A 21,780-nucleotide genomic window follows, 5' to 3' on the forward strand; every position below is an offset into this window, starting at 1 on the left:
GGCCTCGCATGGCTTCAGCCTTGCGAAGAGATGAAGCCGAAACGGGGCAAGTCCTCTAAACACCAGCGAAATTCCTCCGACTACCAGATCACGGGCGGCAGCGAGGGACTGCCGTCGCGGCGATTTGGAGGGGCGGATGGTTGCGATCTTCACGGGTGCCGGCACAGGCTTGGAGCGTGGATCGGGCTCGGTTCTGGGCGGGTCGGGTCTGCTCGGCAGCGCAGTGCAGGGGCGTGGGGGCGACAATGTCCTCGTCAACGCCGCGAACGGCAACCTGCTGATCTCGCGCCAGGACGAATATCTCGTCGGCCGCGGCCCCGATGTCGCGATCGGTCGTGCCTTCAACAGCCAGGCGACCGCCGACGACGACAATAACGACAAGTGGCGCCAGAGCACCGACCGGCGCGTGACGGCGGTCTCGGGGACGACCGTGCGCCGCGTCTCGGCCGATGGCAGCGAGACGATCTATACCTGGGACGCCGCGCGCTCGGCCTATGTCTCGAAGGAAGGCGCCGGCGCGTACGACCAGATCGTCAAGTCGGGCAGCCAGTGGATCTGGACCGATGGCGACACCCAGCGCGTCGAGAAATATGATGAGCTGAACGGCGGCCGCATCGTCTGGGAAGGCGATACCGATCTCAACGCGATCACCTACACCTATGTCGGCGACAAGCTCGACAAGGCGACCACGGCGGACGGCGCCTGGGTGCAATATAGCTGGTCCGGCTATAACATCACCAAAGTCACCACCGGCTATACCGATCTGGCGACGGGCCTTTCCAAGACGCTGTCGCGCGTCTGGTACGAATATAGCGGCGCGCAGTTGACCAAGGTCCGCACCGATCTCACCCCGGCCGACAATGCCCTGCCCAGCGATGCCGATTCCTACTGGACGAGCTATGGCTATGACGGCGCCGGCCGCGTCAACAGCATCACCCAGAAGGACGGCTCGAGCCTGACCGTCACCTATGACGGATCGGGCCGTGTCGCGACGCTGACCCAGCTCGCCAGCTCGGGCGTCAACCGCGTGACGACGCTCGCTTATTATGCCGGCTACACCACGATAACCGACGCGACCGGGCAAGTGACCCGGCTAGACTATGACGCGGCCGGCAACCTCACCAGGATCACCGCGCCGCCCGCCTCGAGCGGCGCCGCGCAGCAGGTCGTGCAGTTCGGCTACAACGCCAATGGCGACCTGATCAGCACCGTCGACGCGTCGGGCAATTCGGCGAGCTACACCTATGACGGCAACGGCAATGTGCTCACCGCCACCGATGTGCTGGGGAACGTCGTCACCCGCACCTATGGCAGCAAGAACGAGCTGCTGACCGAGACCCGCACCGCGTCGGACGCGAGCGGTGCCGCCGTCAGCATTACCAGCCGTTTCGCCTATGATGCCAGGAACCATCTGCGATATGCCGTCAGCGGCGAAGGCTATGTGACCGAGTTCCGCTATACGGCGGCGGGCGAGCTCCAGTACAAGATCGAATATCCCGAGCACAGCTACGGCGTCGGTGCCGGCGCGCTCAGCGAAGCGACGATGGACGCCTGGCGCAACGGCCTGGCCGACCGGTCGTCGACCCAGATCACCCTGAATACCTATGATGCGCGCGGGAGCATGACCTCGACGCGCAGCTTCGGGATCGCCAGCGCCGGAGGCGCGGAATCGGCGGCGGAGGGCGCGAGGCGCACCTACTACACCTATGACCAGGCGGGCCGGCTGCTCGCGCGCAGCAACGAGGGGCAGGTCGCCGAGACCTTCGTCTATGACGGAATGGGCCGCATAACCGCCTCGGCGGACATCAACGGCGGTACCACCAGCTTCGTCTTCAACGACACGGCGACGACCACGACGGTCACGCTCGCTTCGGGCTATGTGTCGACCTCCACCTACAACAAGGCAGGCGATCTGGTCAGCCTGACCGACAGCGGCAGCTATGTCGCGGGCGGGACCGCCGCCAGCCAGTACGACAAGCTGGGCCGGGTGCGGATCGCTACCGATGCGGCGGGGCTCAGCCGCTATTCCGCCTATGACAAGGCGGGCCGGCTGATCGCCGACGTCAACCATTATGGCGACATGACCGAGTATCGTTACGATGCGAACGATCGCATCGTCTCGACCACGCGCTACGCGACGCGCCTGACCGCCGGCCAGCTGGCCATCCTCCAGAATCCGGACAGCGTGTTCGATGTCGGCGCCATCCGTCCGGGCGCGTCGGGCGCGGACCTGTGGAGCTGGTCGGTCTATGACAAGCTGGGCCAGGTCGTCGCCTCGATCGCCGGCGACGGCAGCGTGGCGACCATGGCCTATGACAAGTCCGGTCGCCTGGTCGGCACCACCGCCTATGCCGCCAGGCTGACCGCAGGGCAGATCGCCGGCTTCAAGACCACTCCGCCGCTGCTCACCGACATCCCCGCGCCGGGTGCCGCCGATGCGATCACGCGCAGCTTCTACGACCGGGACGGCCGCCTGCTCGGCAGGCTGGACGGAGAGGGCTTCCTGGTCCGCAACGTCTATGACAAGGCGGGCAACAAGGTCGCGGAGATCGCATCGTACAACGTCACCGCCGCGGGATTGCGCGCGGCGGGCAGCTTCAATGACCTGGTGGCGAACGTCGGCAGTTCGGCCAGCGACCGCGTGGTGCGGTACGTCTATGACGGCCAGGGGCTGCTCCGCTATGCCGTGGACGGGCTCAACCAGGTCACCGCCTATGGCTATGACGCGGCAGGCCTGCGAACCAGCACGGTGCAATATGCGGCGGCAATGGCCGCGACCGGCGACTATACCTATGACAATGTCAAGGCGCTCACCGCTTCGCTGGCGGGCAACGCCGACAACCGTACCAGCTGGTCGGTCTATGACGCGGCGGGCCGGCTCGCCTTCTCGCTCGATGCCGATGGCGGTGTCGCCGGGCTGAGCTACGATACGAGCGGACAGGTGATCCGCTCGGTCCAATATGCGGCCAGATACGTGACCGGCTCGCTCCCGTCCGTCGCCACGATGAACGGATGGTCGGGCAACAACGCCGGAGGTGCTTCCGATCGGATCACCCGCACCTGGTACACGGCGCGCGGCGAGGCCCGCTATGTCGTGAATGCCGAAGGCTTCGTCTCGCGGACCGATTACAGCGCCTCGGGCAAGGTCACGGCCAGCATCCTCTGGAACAACCGGATCAGCGTTTCGAACGCGACGACGATCGGCCAGGTCGATGCGGCGACGGCGGGGGCGGGCGACTATGCCGCGCACAGCTACGGCTATCACCCCGACGGCATGCTCTACACCGAGTATGACGCGCTCGGCGTCCTGACGCTGTACGACTATACCGCGACCGGCAAGCTCAACGCCCGGTACGATGCCTATGGCACGGGTGACCAGGTGATCACCGCCTATGGCTATGACGCCGCCGGGCGGGTCGTCACCGAGGTTCGCGCCTGGGGCACCGCGCAGGCGTCGACGACCAGCTATGCCTATGACGGTCTCGGCAATCGGATCCAGGCGACGGATCCCAATGGCAACGTCACCAATTTCACCTATGACAAGCTCGGCCAGCTCAAGACGCAGACGGATGCGCTGGGCGGTGTCTCCAGCTACGAATATAATGCCTTCGGCCAGGCCTGGAAGGCCACCGATGCGCTGGGCTATTCGAGCTATAGCTGGTACGATCGGCTCGGGCGGATCACGCAGACGCGCGATGCCGGCAACTACCTGACCGAAACCAGCTATACCGCCTTTGGCGAGAAGGCGAGCCTGACCCGCCGCTTCAACCAGGTGACCGGGGCCGCCGCCATGGCGACGCCACCGTCGGTGGCCGCGAACGGCACCGAGGATGCCACCACCAGCTTCCTCTACGACAAGCTGGGCCGGCTCCTGCGCACCACCGATGCGATGGGCTTCTTCGAAACCTACAGCTATGACGGGCTCGGCAACCGGATCTCGGTCACGGCGAAATCGTCGACCGACAGCGCCGTCGCCGGGGCGGCGACGACCTATACCCATGATCGCCTCGGCCGGGTCCTTACCGAGACGCTGCCCAAGCCCACCTATGACGCCGCGGGCAACCTCACCAGCTCGACCGTCGTCAACCGCTATGAATATGACGCGCGCGGCAATCGCACCAAGGTGGTGGAGGCCGACAATCTCTCCAACCGCCGCACCACGACCTATGGTTTCGACAAGAACGATCGGCTGATCGAGACGCGCGGCGACGCGGTCTCGGTGATCGCCGACGATCTCGTCACGGTGTCGACGGTCACTCCGGTCGAGACGATCCGTTACGATCTGCGCGGCAACGTCAAGGAAATGATCGACGTCGCGGGTGCGCGCCGGCTGTTCTACTATGACGCGCTCAATCGCAAGACGGTCGAGATCCGCCAGACCTCGGCCAGCGAGAACAGCTATTCGAGCTTCACCTATGATGCCGCGGGCAACGTAAAGTCGAACCGCGTCTATGCGGGCTCGATCGCCCTGCCGGGGAGCGTCGGCAGCGCACCGCCGTCGCCGCCCGCGACCGGCTATCGCGAGACTCTGTTCAACTATGACGCGCTCGGCCGCATGAGCTCGAGCCAGGTGCTGAACGTCGTTACCGGAAGCTACGCGACCGGCTATGCCGCGGCGAATCTCACCACCAGCTATACCTATGACGGCGTTGGCAACCTCAAGAAGGTCGTCGATCCCAATGGCGGCGAGACCTATAGCTGGTACGACGCGCTCGGCCGCAAGACCGGGCAGCTCGATGCCGAAGGCTATCTGACGAGCTGGGGCTATGATCCCGACAACAATGTCACCGAGGAGCGCCGCTACGCCACGCGCTATGCCGGCGCGGCGTCGCTGGGCGGCGCGCCGGGCGTGGGCACCTCGGGTGCCGACCGGGTCACCCAATATGGGTATGACCGCCAGGGCAATCGCACCTGGGAGGCGCGGCTCTCGGTCGAGGCCTATTCGGTCAATGCGGGCAATGGCGCGCTGAGCTCGGTCAGCGGCACCGCGATCGTGCAATATCTCTACAACGGCCTGGGGCAGGTGGTCCGCAAGACCGAGGCGAGCGGCGACCAGACCTTCTACGGCTATGACGGCGCGGGCCGGCTGGGCGTGGAGACGCGCTCGGCCTTTGTCGACTTCAACGGCCAATGGGTCTCGCCGACCACCCAATATCTCTATGACGGCCTGGGCAACCTGTCGCGCACCGTGCAATCCGGGGCGACCAACGCGGCGGCGCGCGTGACGACCTACAGCTACGGCGCCGACGGGCGCCTGGCGAGCACGACCGACGCGTCCGGCTTCAGCCGCTATTATGCCTATGACGTCGCGGGCCGGGTGAAGAAGGAAAGCTATACGCGCGCCACCGCGGCGGGCGGGGCCGTCACCGACGCCATCGCGTCACGCTACGACCTTGCCGGCCGCAAGGTGTTCCAGGGCGTCGCCACCTGGAACGGCAGCGGCTTCGCGATGATCGACTATAGCCAGACCCAGTATAACAGCTATGGCCAAGTCTCGCGGAACGGGGTCAACGGGCTTTGGCAGACCGAGAACCAGTATGACAATGCCGGCCGCCTGACCGCGACCAATTCGGGGGACGGCGTCTGGAAGTTCTTCGGCTATGATCGCAACGGCAACCAGACCGTCGCGATCACCTCGGCCGGGACGAACCTGGCCGGCCAGTCCTTCCTGGGCGCACTCTCGCTGGTCGGCCTGTCGACGGTCAACGCCACCTATACGAGCTACGACAAGCGCAACCTCGCGGTGCAGGTGGTGGAGGAGGGGCGCCAGCTGAGCGCTTCGGCCAGCGACCAGTTCGTCACTGCGCGCGGCTACAATGCGTTCGGCGAGATCGCGAGCGAGACGAACGCGCTCGGGGCGACGCTCACCTATACCTACAACACCATGGGCAAGCTGACGAAGAGCGAGAGCCCGACCGTTTCGATCACGCTCGAGAACGGCGCCCAGCAGAGCGTCCGGCCCACCGAATATTATTATTACGACCTGAGCGGCCGCCTGATCGGCGGGCGCGACGCGAACAGCAACCTGTCGACGCGGAGCCTGCTCGCCGGCACCGGCTATGGCGTGAGCCAGGCGCTGGTCGTCACCAGCTTCGCGGCCGATGGCGGTAAGATCGCCAACGCCTATGACATCCATGGCGATACGCGGCGCATCACCGACCAGATCGGCCGCGTCACCACCCAGGATTATGACGCGATGAGCCGCGTCACCGGCGTTTCGCATTATGGCGGCCTGGTGGAGAACTATGCCTATGACGGGCTGGGCCAGCGCATCCAGGCATGGAACAACCTCTATCAGAACCCGATCTACGGTCCGGAGGAATCCTATTGGGTCGAGGATCCCTATGATCCCTATGGCGGCTATTATGGCGGCGGGGGCCATTGGGAATATTACACGCCGATCATCGGCTACACGCCCGAAAAGGCGCTGACCGAATATGATGCGCTCGGCCGGGTGACCAGCCAGCTGGCGTTCGGCGGCGACCTCACCACGGCCAGCTATTCCTGGAATGGCGGCATCTCGACCAGCGGGATCGGCACCTTCGGCGGCTGGACCCAGGTCACGACCTACGCCAACGGCAAGACGCTCGTCGAAAGCAAGGACGTATTCAACCGCACCACCGCCAAGACCGACCTTGGCGGGCATGTCTGGAGCTACAGCTACGACATCTCGGGCCGGCTGAGCCAGGTGGGCACGGGCGGGCTCTATACGACCTATAATTATCTCAATACCGGCATGGTCGGCCAGACGATCGTCGGCACCCCCAATCCGCAGGTGAACACCAGCTGGGCGCGGACGGTCTCCACCTACAGCTACGACAAGCTGGGCCAGCGCCTGACCGAGCAGACCAGCGAGGAAGCGGGCTATTATTCGCCGGGCTACTGGTACGAGGAATATGACCCCTATTACGGATATGTGACCAACAGCTACTGGGTCGACGAGAGCTACTACACCACTTCGGCGACGCTGCAGAATTCGAGCGTCACTTATGACGCGCTGGGCCGGCTGAAGACGTTCGCCGAGGCGGGTACGGCGACGATGCCCGCGGCGAACATCGCCTATGAATATGATGCGAACGGCAATGTTCGCCGCACCACGGCGACGTATCGGACGCTCGACTACCAGGGCAATGTCTCGTCCTATTCGACGACCAGCGACTATTGGTTCCGCTACGACAGCATGGGCCGGGTGGTCACCGACAAGGGCACGCTGCGCGGCGGCCAGATCGTCCGTGGCGAAGCGGTGTACGGCACCGGCGGCGGCCAGGACATATTGTACGACCTCGCCGGCCAGCGCATCGCCGTGATGCGGACGGAATATTCGCCCGGCTATTACGACTATGAATGGGGCTATTACTACGCGGGCAGCTATTATGAGAGCCGCGAGAATTATATCTACAACAGCGCCGGCCGCATCTACGAGATCCAGACCTCGACCGGCGGCTATGTCTCCGAGGACTATGACTATAACACCGGCGTCGCGACGCCGCCCGGGACGATCCCCGCGGCGCCCGCGACCGGCACGGTGCGCTCGCGCTTCTATTACGACCTGCTCGGCCACATGACCCAGCAGAACGACTATGAGGCGTACGGCTCGGCGATCGCCTATAGCCGCAATGTCGGCTACAACAACAAGGGCCAGGTCACCTACGAGAGCACGTCGACCAAGAAGTATGACGGGCACACCTATCAGTCGTACAGCTATTACGACTATGGCTATGGGACCAACTATGCGCTGGGTTCGGTGCTGAGTGTCTCGACGATCAACTATCGCGACAACAACAACGCCAATGCGCCCGATACGCTGACTACCAACAGCTATACCTGGTGGGACGGCGCGGTGCAGTCGCAGATCGCGCACAAGCCGAATACCGGCCAGTCGACCACTTATTACACGAGCTTCTATTATAATGGGCTCGGCCAGCTGACATCGCTCTATGTCGGCGATGCGCGTGCGCGCAACGTCACCTTCAAGATGAACGGCGAGGGGCAGATCATTCGCCGGGACGAACAGGACTATAACTGGTCCAACGGCGATCCGCACGAGATCTGGTACCGCTTCAACGGGCGCCAGCTGGGCTATGTCGGCAACAACGGCACCAACGACGTGTCGACCGCGCAGTCGATCAGCGAGCGCCAGACCGTCTCGCCGACCACGCCGGGCGCGTTCCGCAACGGCGCGAGCTATGGCAGCTCCTACGCGGAGTTCGCCAACAGCTACGATCCGATCAACAGCTATAGCCAGGGTTCGTCGGGCGGCAGCTACACCGTGCGGGCCGGCGACACGCTCCAGGGCATCGCGCTCTCCATCTATGGCGACTCCAACCTCTGGTATCGCCTGGCGGAGGCGAACGGCCTGACCGGCGCTTCCGCGCTCGTCGAGGGACGGACGTTGACGCTGCCGAGCGGCGTGGTGAAGTCGAGCTACAACGCCTCGGGACTCAAGCCCTATAATCCGGGCGAGGCGATCGGCGACGTAACCCCGTCGACGCCGCAGCCGCAGCAGCAGAAGAAGAACAAGTGCGGCGTCTTCGGCGCGATCATCCTGGCGGTGGTGGCGATCGCAGTCACCGTGGTGACCGCGGGCGCCGCGCTGGCGGCTGCCGGCCTGGCGACCAGCGTGGGTGCGGGGATCACCACCGTCGTCGGCGGCGGCCTGATCGGCGCGGCCGGCGTAGCCGGCGGGCTGGCCATCGGCGCGGGGGCCGCGGCGATCGGCTCGATCGTCAGCCAGGGCATCGGCGTCGCGACGGGCATCCAGGACAAGTTCAGCTGGAAGGCAGTCGGCATGGCCGCGATCGGCTCGCTGGTCTCGGGCGGCCTGAACGAGGCATTTGGCGGCGGCGGGATCATCGGCGCCGCGGCGCGCGGCGCCGCCGGCAGCGCGATCACCCAGGGCATCGGCGTCGCCACCGGCTTGCAGGACAAGTTCAGCTGGGCGGGTGTCGCGGCCGCCGGCGTGGGCGCGGCGGTCGGCTATCAGGCCGGCAAGTGGATGGGCGTGGAGCCGATCAGCCAGAACAATTCGATCGGCAACTATCTCGTCAACTTCGCCCAGGGCGCGGCGAGCACCATCGCCAATGCCGCGACGCGCAGCGCGATCGAGGGCACGAGCTTCGGCGACGCGGTGGTCGCCGCGCTCCCCGACGTCATCGCGCAAACGATCGGCGACATCCTGTTCAACGGCGTCACCAGCACCAAGGAACAGGCGCGGATCGAATATGCCGAGTCGGAAACCCAGCGGTTCGCCGCGGAATATGGCATCACCGACAAGGATCAACTCGCCGAGGTCCGGGCCGCCTATCTCGACGCACCGAGGATCTCGGACGACTATGCCCGTCCGCAGGGCCGGAACGAGACCATCGGCGACTATGAGGCACGGCGCGAAGGCGCGCTGAGCCGGCTCGCCGCCAACAAGCGCACGCTGGCGACGATCGCCGGCCGCGCGTCAGGCTATAGCGACGCGCAGATCAACGAGGCGCTTCGGTCCGGCGGGCGGGGCTATGATCCCGCGCGATACGATGCGCAGATCGCCGATCAGAACGCGCAGAACAATGCCCCGCCGACCGTGGATCCGCAGACCGGCCAGATCCTCCAGACCATCGTCGTCATCGGATATCGTAACGAGGACCTGCCCACCGACGGCACGCGCCAGGGGGCGGCGCTCGGCGTCGTCGCGGTGGACAGTGCGGTAAGCATCGTCGGCGACAAGGCGCAGCGGATCGGCGAAGTCATCGATTCGCGCCCCTGGTTGCGGATCGGCGTGACGGTCGCCGGCTATACCGCGGATGCGGCAACCTGGTATTTCGGCGGGCCGGCCAAGTTCTTCATCAGCCAGGCTGTCGGCCAGCTCCAGGGCGCCGCCACGCAATATGTCAGCGACGCGGTCGGCAACCGCTATGACGACAAGGGATATGACCCGACCGAGGCGTCCGCCGGCGCGGTGGGCGCGGCTACGCTGATCCAGCTCGGGCTGAGCTCGCGCGACATTGTCGGGACGCTGCGTTCGCTGCCGTCGCTCGCAAAGGGCATCGCGCAACGCCTGCGCGGCGCGGTCCGTCGCGCACCGACGATCGAGACGCCGGTATCCACGCCCGATCCGACGCCCACCACCGGGCGCAAGCCCTATGCGCGCAGCCGCCCGAGCTATGCGCGCGGCCAGGTCGACACCGTCTGGGAGAATGCGGTGCGCCGCTCGCCGGACGGTGTGGTGCGCGATCCCAATACCGGCGAGGTCCTTACCTGGGACCGCAGCCGGGGCCGCAATGGCCAGTGGGACATGGGCCATCTTCCGGGCAAGGACTACAAGACCTTGCACGATCGGTATATGAGTGGGCAGATTAGTCGCGAGCAGTTCCTCCGCGAATATCATGATCCGCGGAACTACCAGCCGGAGGCGCCCAGCGCCAACAGGAGCAGGAGATACCAATGATACCCGAGGCGGCCGTCTTCACGCTGATTCGGTCCGATGCGCCGGCGATCGAAACGCGGATCACTGCCGACGACATCCGGGCAAAGGGGGACATCGGCCAGACGACTCTCCAGGAGGCCATCGCCAGCCGCAAGCCCGAGCTGGCGGGCTGGCTGGTGGAGCGCGGCGTCGACCTCGACAATCGCGATCGTTCCGGTTTCACGGCGCTCCACTATGCCATGGAATATCAATATTATCCCCTGGCCGAGAAGCTGATCCGCGCAGGCGCTGACGTCAACGCGACGAACAAGCACGGCAACGGCGCGCTCTGGACCGCGGTGATGTCCGCGCGGGGCGATCATACGCTGGTCGACCTGCTCCTTGCCCATGGCGCGGACCCGGATGCCCGCAACAGGGCGGGCAAGTCGCCGCTCGACCTGGCGATCGACATGGGCAACGCGCAACTGATCGAGAAGCTGAGGCATGCCAGAAAAACACTATAGGATCGCCGCCGAGGATATGGTCACGCTGGTCAGCGGCTGGGGTGCCGCGACCGCCACGGACCGCGTTACCGTTGAGGGCCGGATGATCGGCTATGCCTATCGGGAACGGCCGATGAACGGAGCGGATAGCGGCTGGCGGTTTTTCGCCGGAGACGAAGACGATGCGTACATGGCGGATGCCTCCCGGCATGATTTCTACGCGGTGAACACCATCGCAAACTATGATCCGGCGATCCTCTCGATCCTCGACAGCGCGATCGGCAGTGCGTTCGAACGCGACCAGACCGGCCCCTGGCGCGAAGTCAGCGAGCCGCAGAACTGATCGCGCAGAGCCGTCGGCGGCCGGCATCGCGTGCGAATCGGGGGAGGGGTTTCGCGGTTCGAGGCACGGAATTGTTCCGAAAAGAATGAACCGAAATGGCAGCAAAAGGCACTTGGAGCCACAAGCTATAGCTGTCTGGGATGGAACGCGATTTCGGCGAATCGCGGGATTTCCGCGGTTGAAACGTTGCCGCAACACATCGAAATATTTCTTAATCGGAGGCACTTGACGGCAGACATCCCGGACTGTCTCATATCGGGACAGTAACGGGGGGATGAAATGTCGGGGCTCGTCGAAGCGGCGACGGCTATTCTTAGTGCGTCCGAAAGAAAGCTGGAAGTGGCGGCGCACAATGTCGCCAATGTCTCCACGCCCGGTTTCAAGCGGCAGATAGGGTTTTCGCAGCTGCTCCAGGCTTCGGGGACCGATGCGACGCCGCTTCCCGAGGTCGCGGTCCGCCGCAATTTCGCGCAGGGCAAGCTCACCGAGACGCGCAATCCGTTCGATCTCGCGATCAGCGGCGACGGGTTCTTCCAGCTCCGTGCGGGCGATCGCATGGTCTATTCGCGCCAAGGCCAGTTCAAGCTCGCCGCGGACGGTACGCTGGTCTCGCCGCAGGGCTATGTGCTGCAGCAGCAGGGCGGCGGCGACCTGGTGCTCGATCGCCAGGCGGCGACCATCCAGCAGGACGGCACCGTGATCGAGGATGGCCGCCCGGTTGCCCGGATCGAGCTGTTCGCCGCCAGTGATCCGCAGGCGCTGACACCGGTTGGCGAATCCTATTTCTCGGCCGGGGCCGGCGCGATGGACACGGTCGGCGGGCCGGTGATCCGCCAGGGCATGGTGGAAAGCTCGAATGTCGAGATGGGCGACGAAATGGTCGCGATGATGACCGCGCTGCGCCAGTCGGAAGGCGGCGCCCGCCTGGTGCAGGTCTATGACGATCTGATCGGCCGCGCGATCTCCAGCCTGGGACAGACGCGATGAGCGACGCCTTTTATGTGGGAGCGGTGGGCCTTCAGACGCAGCAGCGCGCACTGGATGGCATCGCCAACAACATCGCCAATGTGAACACGCCGGCGTTCAAGCGGGTCCAGCTGCGTTTTTCGGACGTGGTCGCCGGCCGCCCGGTTGACGTGGCGACGCCGGACCTGCGCCAGCTTCCCGCGGAGGTCGCGGGGGTGATGCTCGATACCCAGTTCATGCTGAACGAACAGGGGCAGCTGGAGCGCACCGGCCAGCAGCTCGACGTCGCGATCGATGGCCAAGGTTTCATCGAGCTGATGGGCCCGGGCGGCCAGACGCTGCTGTGGCGCGGCGGTGCGCTCAAAGTCAATGACGACGGCCAGCTCGCGACCAGTCATGGCGTCGCGTTGCGCGCCGCGATCACGGTGCCGAGCGACGCCAGCGCGATCGAGATCGGCAAGGACGGCGTGGTGCGCGTGCGCGTGCCGGACAGCGCCGATCCGGTCGAGCTCGGGCAGATCCAGCTCGTTCGCGTCAACGATCCGTCGGCGGTCTCGCGGCTCGACGGCGGCCTCTATCGCGTCGACGACGCCAGTGCCCTCAGCGAAGCGGTGCCTGGTGAAGACGGCACCGGGATGCTCGTCCAGGGTTCGATCGAGCAATCGAACGTCGCGCTGACCGACGAAATGGTGCGGCTCATGCTCGTCCAGCGCGCCTATGCCGCCAATGCCCAGATCGTCCAGGCTGCCGATCAGCTGATGGGCATTGCGAACGGTCTTCGGCGCTAGGAACATGGCAGGGGGAATTGTCATGGGGTTGGCGCTCGCCGTCGCCGCGGCAGGGGGCGCCGCCGGGGATGTCGCGCTCAGGCCGATGGTCGAGGTGCGCTCGGCCCAGCTCCGCGTCGGCGACCTGGTCGCCGCACGCGAGGGCGCGTTGCCGGCGCGCGTCGCCGACCTGGTGGTGGCACGGCTGCCGCATGGCGCGACGGCGCTTGCGCTGCCTGCCCGCGACATCGCCGCATTGGTGCGCCGTCGGGTGCCGGGGCTGCGCGTGTCCGCGCCGGCGGGGGAGATGGTGCGGATACGCGCGACGATCGCGGCGCTTCCGGCCCGTGTTGGCGGCAGCTGCTTCGCCGCCGCGGCCGCGCTTCCGGCGGGTGCCGCCGTCAAGGCCGGCGACGTGATCGCGGCCGAATGCCGCGGCACCATGCCGGCGGCGTTGCGCTATGACCGGGATGGGCTGGCGGTGACGCGCGCCGCACTGCCGGCCGGGGCGTATCTCGGGCGGCTGGCGACGCTTCCGCGCGACGCGATCGGCAAGGGGACTCCGCTGACCCTGCGCTCGGCGGCCGGCCCGGTGACGGTCGAGCGCGCGGTGACCACGATGCAGTCCGGCCGCTCGGGCGCACGCCTGTTCGTGCGCGACGGCGAAGGCAAGGTCTTCGCCGCGCCGCTTGCGCTGGTCGACAAGGAGGGCGGACGATGAGCCTCAGGCTGGCGATTGCGGCCGCGGCGCTGCTGCTGGCGGCGCCCGCCGCCGCGCAGGATCTCTACAGGGGCGGGAACTGGTCCTCCATGGCGGCGGATCGCCGCGCCAGCGGCGTGGGCGACGCGATCACGGTCGTCGTCCAGCAGGCGGCCGAGGCCTCCAACACCACGCAGAACGCGACGCGCAAGAGCACCGACGTTTCGGGTGGGCTCAATGCCGGCTCGATCAACGAGAGCGGCCAGCTCTCCTTCGGCGGCGGCTATACCGGGCGCGGCGAAGTGCGGCGCAGCGAGCGCCTGGTCGCGCAGCTGAGCGTCACGATCGAGCAGGTGCTGCCCAATGGCGACTATCGCATCGTCGGCGAGCAGCGCCTCCACGTGAACGGCGAGAAGACGCTGATCGCGGTGCGCGGGCGCATCCGGCCCGAGGATATCCGCAGCGACAACAGCGTGCTCTCGAGCCGGATCGCCGACGCCCAGATCAACTATGACGGCAAGGGCTTCGTCTCGCGCAGCGCCAAGCCCGGGCTGCTCAACCGCATCTTCTCGCTGCTGGGGCTGGGCTGATGCGCATCGCCGGAACCCTATTTGCGACGGCAGCCCTTGTCCTGGCGCTTGCGATGCCGGTCGCGCCCGCCGTCGCGCAGTCGGTGCCGCTCAAGAGCCTGGGCAGGTTCGACGGCTGGCGCGAGAATGCGCTGGTGGGCTATGGCCTGGTCACCGGCCTGGCCGGGTCGGGCGATACGCGCCGCAGCGTGGTGACGCGCCAGGCGCTGCGCAACGTGTTGAGCCGCCTGGGCACCAGCGTCACCGAGGATCAGCTCAGCAGCCGCAACGTCGCGGTGGTGATGGTCACTGCGGTGCTGCCGCCCTCGGCCAATGTCGGTGACCGGATCGACGTCACCGTCTCGTCGATCGGCGATGCGCGCAGTCTGGCGGGCGGCACGCTGATCATGACGCCGCTGCTCGGCCCGGACCAGCGCACCTATGCCCTTGCGCAAGGGCCGCTGCTGGTGGGCGGCTATCGGTTCGATGCCGATCTGAACCAGCAGCAGCGCAACTATCCGACGACGGCGGTGCTCCAGGGTGGCGGCACCATCGAGGCGCCGGTCGAGTCCATGGTGCTGCGCGGCGGCAACGAAGTCGCGTTCCTGCTCGCGAACCCGAGCTTCTCGACGTCGCAGCGCATCGCCGAGCAGATCAACGCGCGGTTCGGCTATGGCACCGCGCTCGCGAAGAATGCCGACGAGGTCCGCATTCGCTTCGCCGGCGCGCCGGCCGAGGTGACTGGCTTCGTGGCGCAGCTCGAGAATGTCCGGGTCGAGCCCGATATCGCGCCGCGCATCGTGATCAACGAGCGCACCGGCACGGTGGTGGCGGGCGGCGACGTGATGATCTCGAGCGTCGCGATCGCACAGGGCGACATCAAGGTGACGGTTACCGGCGAGCGCAGCGCGTCGCAGCCCGGCGGCTTCTATGGCGGCTTCGCCAATGACGTCAGCAGTCTGATCGTCACCAATACCAAGCTCGAAGTGGCGCAAGGGGTGGGGGACCAGTCGTTCCGTTTCCCCAACACCTCGGTTGCCGATCTCGTCCAGGCATTGTCGCGCGCGCATGTCGATACGCGGCGCATGATCAGCATCCTCCAGGCAATCAAGACCGCGGGCGCGCTGCACGCGGAGATCATCGTTCAGTAGCGTGAAGAAGGTGGGGACATGGAGAGTATTTCGACGGCGCTGATCGCCAAGGCGCTCGACGGGCTTACCGCGCGCTACCAGGCGACGGCGCAGAACATCGCCAACGCGAACTCGCCCAACTATCGGCCGATCCGCGTCACGTTCGAGGACAGCCTGCGCAGCGCGGCGACGCAGGGCGGCGGAGCGATCGCCGGCGTCGAGCCCAAGGTGGAGCTCGAGCCGATGCCGCGCATCGCCAGCGAGATGCGGCTCGACCTGGAGATCGCCAACGCCTCGCAGACCGCGATGCGCTATGGCGCGCTGCTCTCGATCCTCGGTCGCCAGATGGAGCTTGCCCGCACCATCGTGTCGGGAGGCCGTTGAGATGGACGCCATCGCCATCAGCCGCACCGGCCTGGACGTCGAGTGGCAGCGCCTTCAGGTGATCGCGCAGAACCTCGCCAACATCAACACGAGCCGCACCGCCTCCGGCCAGCCCTTCCACCCGCTGCGCCTGTTGTCGGGGCCGCAAGTCGATTTCAAGCACCTGGTGCGGGCCGGCGACAAGACGCCCGGCGGCGTCGAAGTGCTGGGCGTCGAGCCGATGGCGGCGGGCACGCGCCGGGTTTATGAGCCCGGCCACCCGCATGCCGATGCCGATGGCTTCGTCACCTATCCCGATGTCGATCACGCATCCGAAATGACGCTGCTGATCAAGACCTCGCGCGCCTATGAGGCCAATCTCACGGCGATGAGCATTGCGCAGCAAATGTATTCGCGCGCGGCCGAGCTGGGCAAGCAGTCGTGACCGGGGTCGAGGGAATCGCGGCGATCGGCGGTGCCGATGCGGCGCCGCTCGCGATGCGCCTGGGCGAGGCGACCGCGACGGTTGCCCAGCCCGCCGGGGGCGCCGGCTTCGGCGAGGTGCTGATGAACGGGCTGCGCGGCGTCGACCAGAAGCTCGCCACGGCGGACAAGCTCGTCCAGCAGTTCACCGTGGATGATTCGGTGCCGGTGCACCAGGTCACCATGGCGCTGGAACAGGCCCGGCTTTCGGTGGAACTCGCGATGCAGGTCCGTTCGCGGATCGTCGAGGGCTATCGCGAAATCATGAACATGCCTCTCTGACCGGCTGATCTCCGATGGAAAACCCTGCTCCCGCTCCTGCCGCCGCGCGCGGACAGCTGTACCTGTTGGGCGGCGTCTTCGGGCTCGTCCTGCTGCTGCTCGCGATCGGTTACTTCCTGTTCCTGCGCACCGACTATGTCGTGCTCGCCCAGGGGCTGCGCCCGACCGACGCCTCTGCGATCGTCGCGGAGCTGGACAAGCGCGGCGTCGCCTATCGCCTGCGCGACGGCGGCGCGACGATCCTGGTGCCGGAGGGGCAGGCCGATGCCACTCGCGTCGCGATCGCCGGGTCGGATGCGGCGGCGCGCGGGCAGATCGGCTTCGAGCTGTTCAACAAGTCCGACATGGGGCTCACCAACTTCGCGCAGAAGATCAACTATCAGCGCGCGCTCCAGGGCGAACTGGTCCGCACCATCACGGCGATGGACGGCGTGGAGACGGCGCGCGTCCATCTCGCGCTGCCCGAAAAGGCGCTCTTCCGCGGCGACCGGGTCGATCCCAAGGCAGCGGTGACCGTCACGATGAAGCCGGGCCAGACGGCCGATCCGGCGCGCGTCTCCGGCATCCAGCAGCTGGTTGCGGCGGCCGTCCCCGATCTGCCCGAGGGCAAGGTGGTGGTGCTCGACGCCGCCGGACATGTGATCAGCCCCCCGCCTGCGGTCGACGGCGCCATGGGCGCCGAACGCCCCGCCGATATCGAGGAGCGCGGCGCGGTCGAGAATTATTATCGGGCACGGGCGCGCGGCGCGGTCGAGCGGCAGATGCCGGGCGTGCGCTTTGCCCTCCGGGTACTGCTCCTGCCGAACGGCGCGCCGCCGGCAGCCACAGCAGCCGGCGCCGATCCGACGGTGGCTCCTGCCACCGGCTGGACGCCTTCGGGCGAAGGATCCGCGCGCAACTTCCGCATGCGCATCCTGTTCATCAGCGAAGCGCCGATCAATTCGGAAGACCAGCAGATCGCGCGCAATGCCATCGTCCAGGCGACGGGGCTGGACGACCAGGCCGGGGACAGCCTGTCCTTCGAGACCGGGCCGATCGATCAGCCCGTATCTTCCCCGTCGATCGCGCAGCCCAGCCATGCGGCGGCGGGCGCGCCCATGGCGGCCGCACCGATGCCGGCCCAGGGTTTCGGCTTCGCCTGGCCGCCGATCTGGCTGTGGCTGGTTGCCGGGGTCGCCATGGCAGCAGTGCTGATCTGGCGCTTCCGCCGCCCGAGCGCCCGGATGAGCGGCGACGAGCAGGAGGCGTTCGCGCAGCGGCTGCGCCGCCAGCTCAACATGACGGAGGAGGCCGGCGATGCTGCTGCCTGAAGCCCGGCTGGATATCCTGATCGACGAACTGCGCGGCATGTCCGCCGGCGATCGCAGGGCAGTGCTCGCAAAATTGGGCGCCGAGGAGCGCCGGCGCGTCCGTGCCCGGCTCGCCGCTTCCGGGAGCGGGCCCGTCGAACCGGTCTCTCCCTATTCCGCCGATATCGCCGCGCGGCTCGAGGCGCGCGATGCCGGGCTCACCGTGGCGGGGCGGCGCGCGCTCGATGCGTTCCTGATGCCGGCGGGCAAGGGCGCCCCGCGCCCCGAGCAGGGCCGCGGCGCCTCGCTCGCCCAGGCGATGGGCGGCCTGCTGCGCCCGCGCGGCCGGCTGCCATGACCATGCTCATCAAGCCCGATGCCGGCATTGCGGTGCGCAGCTTCATCGGCGGCTCGCGCTTGCCGGTCGAACCGAGCGAAGCGCCGGTGGCGGATCCGCGCGATGTCGAACGCGCGCGATTGCTTGCCGAAGTGGAGCGGCTCCAGCGCCAGCGCGGCGAGGACGAAGCCGCGGCGAAGCGGGCGGTGGACGTCGCGCGCGAGGAAGGCCGGCAGGAGGGGTTGGCCCAGGCCGAACGGCGTGAGGCCGACGGGATCGCCGCGGTTCGCAAGGGGCTGGAACAGGCCCGGACGGATTTCGCCGCGCGGCTGGAGTCGCTCGACCGGCTCGCCCCGGAACTCGCCCGCGCCGCGCTGGCCAAGATGTTCGCCGAAGGCGAGGGCTGGGCCGCTCCGGCGGAGGCGATGATCGCGCGACAACTCGCTGCTCTGCGCCGATCGAGCGTGATCGCGATCCATGTGAGTCCGGAGGATTTCCCGGACGCCGCCGCGCTCGCGGCGCTTTCGGCCGGGCTCGGCACGGAAGGGCTGCGCGTCGAGACCGACCGCGCGCTGCGCGCCGGCGCCAGCCGGATCGAATGCCGGCTCGGCCAGGTCGATCTCGACGTGCGCACCCAGTGGCAGGCGCTGTCGGCGCTGCTGGCCGAGATGGCCGGATGACCATCCATCCCTTCCTGCAGCGGCTGCGCGATCTGGAGCTGGTTCATTCCATCGGCTTCGTGCGCAAGGTGGCGCATGGCCATTTCGAGGCGACCGGCCCGGCCTGCACCGTAGGTGACCTTTGCGAAGTCGCCGGGGAGGGCGCCGCCGTGCGCGTCGAAGTCGCCGCGGTGGACGAGGCCGGGCTGATCCTGGTGCCGCTGGAACAGAATTGTCAGGTGCGCCCGGGCGCCCGGGTGACCGCGCTGTCCGGCGGCGGCTCGGCAGCGGTGGGGGACGGTTTCGCCGGGCGCGCGATCGATGCGTTCGGGCGGCCCTTCGATGGCGGAGGGGAAATCGCCGTCGAGGCTCGGACGGCGCTTGCCGGATCGGTGCCGCGCCCGCTCGATCGTGCGGCGCCCCGGCGCATGGTGAAGACCGGGCTGCGCGCGATCGACGGACTGCTGACGCTGGGCGAGGGGCAGCGCGTCGGCATCTTCGCCGCCGCGGGGGTGGGCAAGACCAGCCTGCTCGAGCAGCTCGCGGGGCAGATCGAATGCGATCGCGTGGTGCTTTGTCTGGTCGGCGAGCGGGGGCGCGAAGTCGAGGCGATCTGGCGCACGCTTGCCGCCCGCGCCGATGCGGAGCGCTTCACCCTGGTCGCCGCGACATCCGACGAAACGGCGGCATTGCGTGCCCGGGCCGCTAATGTGGCGCTGTGCCTGGCCGAACATTGGCGCGATCGCGGCGAGCATGTGCTGCTGGTCGTGGATTCGGTCACGCGCCTTGCCATGGCGCTGCGCGAGATCGGCCTCGCCGCCGGGGAGCCGCCGACGGTGCGCGCCTATACGCCGAATGTCTTCGCGGCCCTGCCGCGCCTGGTCGAGCGGTGCGGCGCCACCGGCGGCGGCGGTGCGATCACCGCGGTGATGACCGTGCTGAGCGAGACCGACGATGTCGACGATCCGATCGTCGAAGTGATGAAATCATTGCTCGACGGCCATATCGTGCTGTCGCGCACGCTCGCGGAGCGCGGCCATTTCCCGGCGATTGACGTGTCGCGCTCCATCAGCCGCCAGGCGGCGCGGCTGATGGAGCGCCAGCATGCCGGCGCGGCACGCACGGCCGTGACGCAGCTCGGCGTCTATGACGAGGCACGCGTGATGATCGAGAGCGGCGTCTACAAGGACGGCGCCAATGCCGAGATCGATCAGGCGATCGCGATGCGCGCGAAGCTGATGGCGTTCCTGCGCCAGGGGCAGAACGAGAATTCGGGTTTTGCCGATACGCTTTCGGGCCTGCGCATGGCTGCCGGGAGCAGTGGCCATGCATGATCGCCGCACCCGTCGCGCACTCGCCGACATCGCGGCGCTCCGCGTCGCGCAGCGCATGGCCGCGCATCAGGAACTGGCCGCGGCGCAGGTCCGCGAGCAAGAAGCGGCGGATGCATCGCGTCGCGCGGATCTGCGCACCGAAACGGCCGTCCAGGCCTGGGACGCGCATCTCGGCAGCGCGGACTTCGCGCCGGATTTCGCCCGCGCGCTTGCCGCCGAGCTTGTCGAGCACGGCCGGGCGAGCGCTGCCGCCCAGGCGCATCGCGCGCAAATGGTCGAGGCGTGCGCGGTTGCGGAGCGAGATTGGCACGACGGTGACGCGCATTGCCGCCTTGCCGACCGTGCGCTCGACACCAGCCGCCGCGCGCGCCGCCGCGACCGTGACGAACGCGCGCTCGATGCGCTGGCGGACCGCATAGCTTCGAACTGGAGGCGAGCATGATTGGACCTCTCCCGCATACCGGCCCCATGCCGCCCGAGGGGCGGGGCGATTCCGCCGACCAGCAGCACGGGCAGGCGCCGAGCGACCTGTTCGCGCAGCTGCTCGGCGCCGGCGGCGCGTTGGCGGCAGAACAGGCGGCGCTGGCCGAAGTGCCTTCTATGCCGGTTCCCGACGCTGCGCTGCTCGCCCCCGATGTCGTTGGTGCGGACCCGGCGCGGCAACCGCCCGCGCCGCTTGCGCGCGTGTTCAACCAGGATGGCTTTTTCGGCCATGCGAGCAAGACACCGGGCCAGGCGGTAATGCTCGAGCGAGAGGAGTCGACGCTCGCACAGGCTCCGGGCCTCCCGCCGGAGGGGCTGGCCGCGGGGCTGCGCCCGGAAGCCGCGTTCCCCGCCATCCCCGGGGTCGGCACCATGGTGCGATCGGGCGCGGGGCATGGGCCGCGGATGCCCATCGCCAAGCCCGGCCAGGCGACCATCGTCGCCAAGCCGGCGAGCGGCGTAGCGGCCGCGCCGCTGGCGACCGAGGAGAATGAGGCAGCCGATCCCGTCGCGCCCCTGCGACATCGCGCCTATCGCACGCCCGGCGCCGCGCGTTCGGCGCTGCATGTGGCACTGCACGAGATCGAGAGCGGCTTGCAGATCGCGGCGCGGGTCGAGGGGCTGGACGAAGCGGAACGCCATCAGTTGCGCGACGAGATCGCCGCGCTGCTCGGCCGCCACGGGCTTTCCGCCGCCCGGATCCAGATCAACGCCATGCCGCCACGGGAGAGTGAACGATGATCGCGCAAACCGCGCCAGTGGGCGCCGCTGACGGCGGCAAGCAGAATGCCAGCACCGCCAATGCGGCGACCGATGCCTTCGGCCTCGGCTTCGATGCGCTGCTGAAGATCATCCTCACCCAGCTGACCTATCAGGATCCGCTGAAGCCGATGGACAATTTCGAGTTCGTCTCGCAGCTCGCGCAATTCTCGCAGATCCAGCAGAGCCAGACGATGAACGACCGGCTCGAGGCGCTGGTCTCGGCCCAGGCGACCAGCCAGGCGACCGGCCTGCTCGGCACCACGGTCGACGTGCCGGCGGGGGCGACCACGCTCACGGGCACGGTAACCGCGGTCACCTTCAGCAACGGTACGCCGCGGATCACGATCAAGACGGCGGACAATCGCACGATCAGCAACCTCGCGATCGCCAGCATCTCGCAAGTCAGGAAGGGGAACTAAG

Annotated in this window: 18 protein-coding genes; all 18 read left to right on the forward strand. The window is 67.5% G+C overall.

Annotated features, from left to right (window positions below):
• The first annotated feature begins 136 nt into the window (after window positions 1–136).
• The 18 genes from CAP40_RS14670 to CAP40_RS14755 all read left to right on the forward strand — a co-directional run bounded on the left by CAP40_RS14670 (window position 137) and on the right by CAP40_RS14755 (window position 21,779).
• Window positions 137–10,432, forward strand: a complete 10,296-nt coding sequence (locus CAP40_RS14670; RefSeq protein ID WP_086130284.1) for a GH-E family nuclease — start codon at window positions 137–139, stop codon at window positions 10,430–10,432.
• Window positions 10,429–10,914, forward strand: coding sequence for an ankyrin repeat domain-containing protein (locus tag CAP40_RS14675; protein WP_086130285.1), 486 nt, complete (start codon window positions 10,429–10,431; stop codon window positions 10,912–10,914). Before CAP40_RS14670 ends, CAP40_RS14675 begins: the two co-directional genes overlap by 4 nt.
• Window positions 10,895–11,236: a DUF2185 domain-containing protein gene (locus CAP40_RS14680; protein ID WP_086130286.1), complete on the forward strand. Its 342-nt coding sequence runs from the start codon at window positions 10,895–10,897 to the stop codon at window positions 11,234–11,236. The genes CAP40_RS14675 and CAP40_RS14680 overlap by 20 nt, the downstream gene beginning before the upstream one ends.
• A 279-nt stretch (window positions 11,237–11,515) precedes the next feature.
• Window positions 11,516–12,223, forward strand: coding sequence for a flagellar hook-basal body protein (locus CAP40_RS14685; RefSeq protein WP_086130287.1), 708 nt, complete (start codon window positions 11,516–11,518; stop codon window positions 12,221–12,223).
• Complete coding sequence (locus tag CAP40_RS14690) at window positions 12,220–12,990, forward strand: flagellar hook-basal body protein (protein ID WP_086130288.1); 771 nt, start codon at window positions 12,220–12,222, stop codon at window positions 12,988–12,990. The genes CAP40_RS14685 and CAP40_RS14690 overlap by 4 nt, the downstream gene beginning before the upstream one ends.
• Window positions 12,991–13,012: 22 nt before the next feature.
• Complete coding sequence (locus CAP40_RS14695; RefSeq protein ID WP_086130289.1) at window positions 13,013–13,690, forward strand: hypothetical protein; 678 nt, start codon at window positions 13,013–13,015, stop codon at window positions 13,688–13,690.
• Window positions 13,687–14,259 (forward strand): flagellar basal body L-ring protein FlgH, encoded by a 573-nt coding sequence (locus CAP40_RS14700; RefSeq protein WP_086130290.1) that lies wholly within the window; start codon window positions 13,687–13,689, stop codon window positions 14,257–14,259. The genes CAP40_RS14695 and CAP40_RS14700 overlap by 4 nt, the downstream gene beginning before the upstream one ends.
• A 53-nt stretch (window positions 14,260–14,312) precedes the next feature.
• Window positions 14,313–15,389, forward strand: a complete 1,077-nt coding sequence (flgI, locus tag CAP40_RS14705; protein ID WP_218822156.1) for a flagellar basal body P-ring protein FlgI — start codon at window positions 14,313–14,315, stop codon at window positions 15,387–15,389.
• Between the two features lie 18 nt (window positions 15,390–15,407).
• Window positions 15,408–15,752 (forward strand): hypothetical protein, encoded by a 345-nt coding sequence (locus tag CAP40_RS14710; protein WP_086130292.1) that lies wholly within the window; start codon window positions 15,408–15,410, stop codon window positions 15,750–15,752.
• Window position 15,753: 1 nt separating this feature from the next.
• A complete protein-coding gene (flgC, locus tag CAP40_RS14715) occupies window positions 15,754–16,176 on the forward strand; it encodes a flagellar basal body rod protein FlgC (RefSeq protein ID WP_086130293.1) in 423 nt (140 codons plus the stop codon).
• Window positions 16,173–16,496, forward strand: coding sequence for a flagellar hook-basal body complex protein FliE (gene fliE / locus CAP40_RS14720; RefSeq protein WP_086130294.1), 324 nt, complete (start codon window positions 16,173–16,175; stop codon window positions 16,494–16,496). Before flgC ends, fliE begins: the two co-directional genes overlap by 4 nt.
• A 14-nt stretch (window positions 16,497–16,510) precedes the next feature.
• Window positions 16,511–17,806 carry a flagellar basal-body MS-ring/collar protein FliF gene (fliF, locus tag CAP40_RS14725; protein ID WP_086130295.1) on the forward strand — a complete coding sequence of 432 codons (1,296 nt, stop codon included), beginning with the start codon at window positions 16,511–16,513 and terminating at the stop codon, window positions 17,804–17,806.
• On the forward strand, window positions 17,793–18,143 hold the full coding sequence (locus tag CAP40_RS14730; RefSeq protein ID WP_086130296.1) for a hypothetical protein: 351 nt from the start codon (window positions 17,793–17,795) through the stop codon (window positions 18,141–18,143). Before fliF ends, CAP40_RS14730 begins: the two co-directional genes overlap by 14 nt.
• Window positions 18,140–18,802 carry a hypothetical protein gene (locus tag CAP40_RS14735; RefSeq protein WP_086130297.1) on the forward strand — a complete coding sequence of 221 codons (663 nt, stop codon included), beginning with the start codon at window positions 18,140–18,142 and terminating at the stop codon, window positions 18,800–18,802. Before CAP40_RS14730 ends, CAP40_RS14735 begins: the two co-directional genes overlap by 4 nt.
• Window positions 18,799–20,115 (forward strand): FliI/YscN family ATPase, encoded by a 1,317-nt coding sequence (locus tag CAP40_RS14740; protein WP_086130298.1) that lies wholly within the window; start codon window positions 18,799–18,801, stop codon window positions 20,113–20,115. Before CAP40_RS14735 ends, CAP40_RS14740 begins: the two co-directional genes overlap by 4 nt.
• Window positions 20,108–20,557 carry a hypothetical protein gene (locus CAP40_RS14745; protein WP_086130299.1) on the forward strand — a complete coding sequence of 150 codons (450 nt, stop codon included), beginning with the start codon at window positions 20,108–20,110 and terminating at the stop codon, window positions 20,555–20,557. The genes CAP40_RS14740 and CAP40_RS14745 overlap by 8 nt, the downstream gene beginning before the upstream one ends.
• Window positions 20,554–21,339 carry a hypothetical protein gene (locus tag CAP40_RS14750; RefSeq protein ID WP_144034378.1) on the forward strand — a complete coding sequence of 262 codons (786 nt, stop codon included), beginning with the start codon at window positions 20,554–20,556 and terminating at the stop codon, window positions 21,337–21,339. Before CAP40_RS14745 ends, CAP40_RS14750 begins: the two co-directional genes overlap by 4 nt.
• Window positions 21,336–21,779, forward strand: coding sequence for a flagellar hook capping FlgD N-terminal domain-containing protein (locus CAP40_RS14755; RefSeq protein WP_086130301.1), 444 nt, complete (start codon window positions 21,336–21,338; stop codon window positions 21,777–21,779). Before CAP40_RS14750 ends, CAP40_RS14755 begins: the two co-directional genes overlap by 4 nt.
• Window position 21,780 lies beyond the last annotated feature (1 nt).

Source organism: Sphingomonas sp. IBVSS2, assembly GCF_002127225.1.
GTDB lineage: Bacteria > Pseudomonadota > Alphaproteobacteria > Sphingomonadales > Sphingomonadaceae > Sphingomonas.